Origin of the sequence: Streptomyces katrae (assembly GCF_000966975.1) — a bacterium.
GTDB lineage: Bacteria > Actinomycetota > Actinomycetes > Streptomycetales > Streptomycetaceae > Streptomyces > Streptomyces katrae.
Window position 1 is genome coordinate 1 of sequence record NZ_JZWV01001728.1, and the last position, 703, is coordinate 703.

Consider the following 703-nt stretch of genomic DNA (forward strand, 5'->3'; position numbering starts at 1 on the left):
TCGTGGGGCGCTTGGGGGTCGCGGGGCGCTGTTGGCTGTGGGGGCCCTTGCTCTCCTGCTGACCGGCTGCGGGATCCGGGCCACGACCGTGCCGGTCGACGTGGGGCCGGCCCCGTCGCGGGTGTCCTGCGACACCCCGGACCTGCCGCCCGGGCAGAGCGGGGTGCAGGGGTTCCGCGCCAAGGTGGAGCTGGTCTGCGGATCGCAGCTGGTGGCGGTGGAGCGGGTCGTCCCGGTGCCCGAGAAGCGGACCGGGCGCGAGCCCGTCACGCTGGTCGCGCAGGCCCTGCTGGAGGAGCTGGAGCGCACCCCGTCCGAGCAGGAGCGGGAGGGCGGCTTCACGACCGGAGTCCCGGACGGGCTGACGGCCGCCCCGGCGCGCCCGGGCGACCCGGCGGGCACGGTACGGCTCAGCCGCAAGCCCGAGGACCTGCCGCCGGTGGCCCTGGCCCAGATCGTGTGCACCCTCTCCGCGAGCGACGCCGTCTCGGCCGGCCCGGGCCCGGTGGTCCTGGGCGGCCCGGACGCGGACCCGCCACGGGCGTGGGAGTGCACGGACGCGGTCCGCAGCCGCCCGGAGTCGGCCCCGACCCTGGGCGAACTGGTCCGCCCGACGGCGACACCGTCCCCGTCGGCGTCCTGAGGGACTGCGGGCTCGCGGCGGGGGCCCGCCATTTCCCCCTCGAGGGGCCGGGGGCGGGTC

The 703-nt window shown here is 78.4% G+C and carries 1 protein-coding gene; it reads left to right on the top strand.

From position 1 onward, the window contains the following. Positions 1 to 37: 37 nt before the first annotated feature. Entirely contained in the window at positions 38 to 643 is a 606-nt protein-coding gene (locus tag VR44_RS40335; RefSeq protein WP_245692927.1) for a GerMN domain-containing protein, read from the top strand. The last annotated feature ends 60 nt before the right edge of the window (positions 644 to 703 follow it).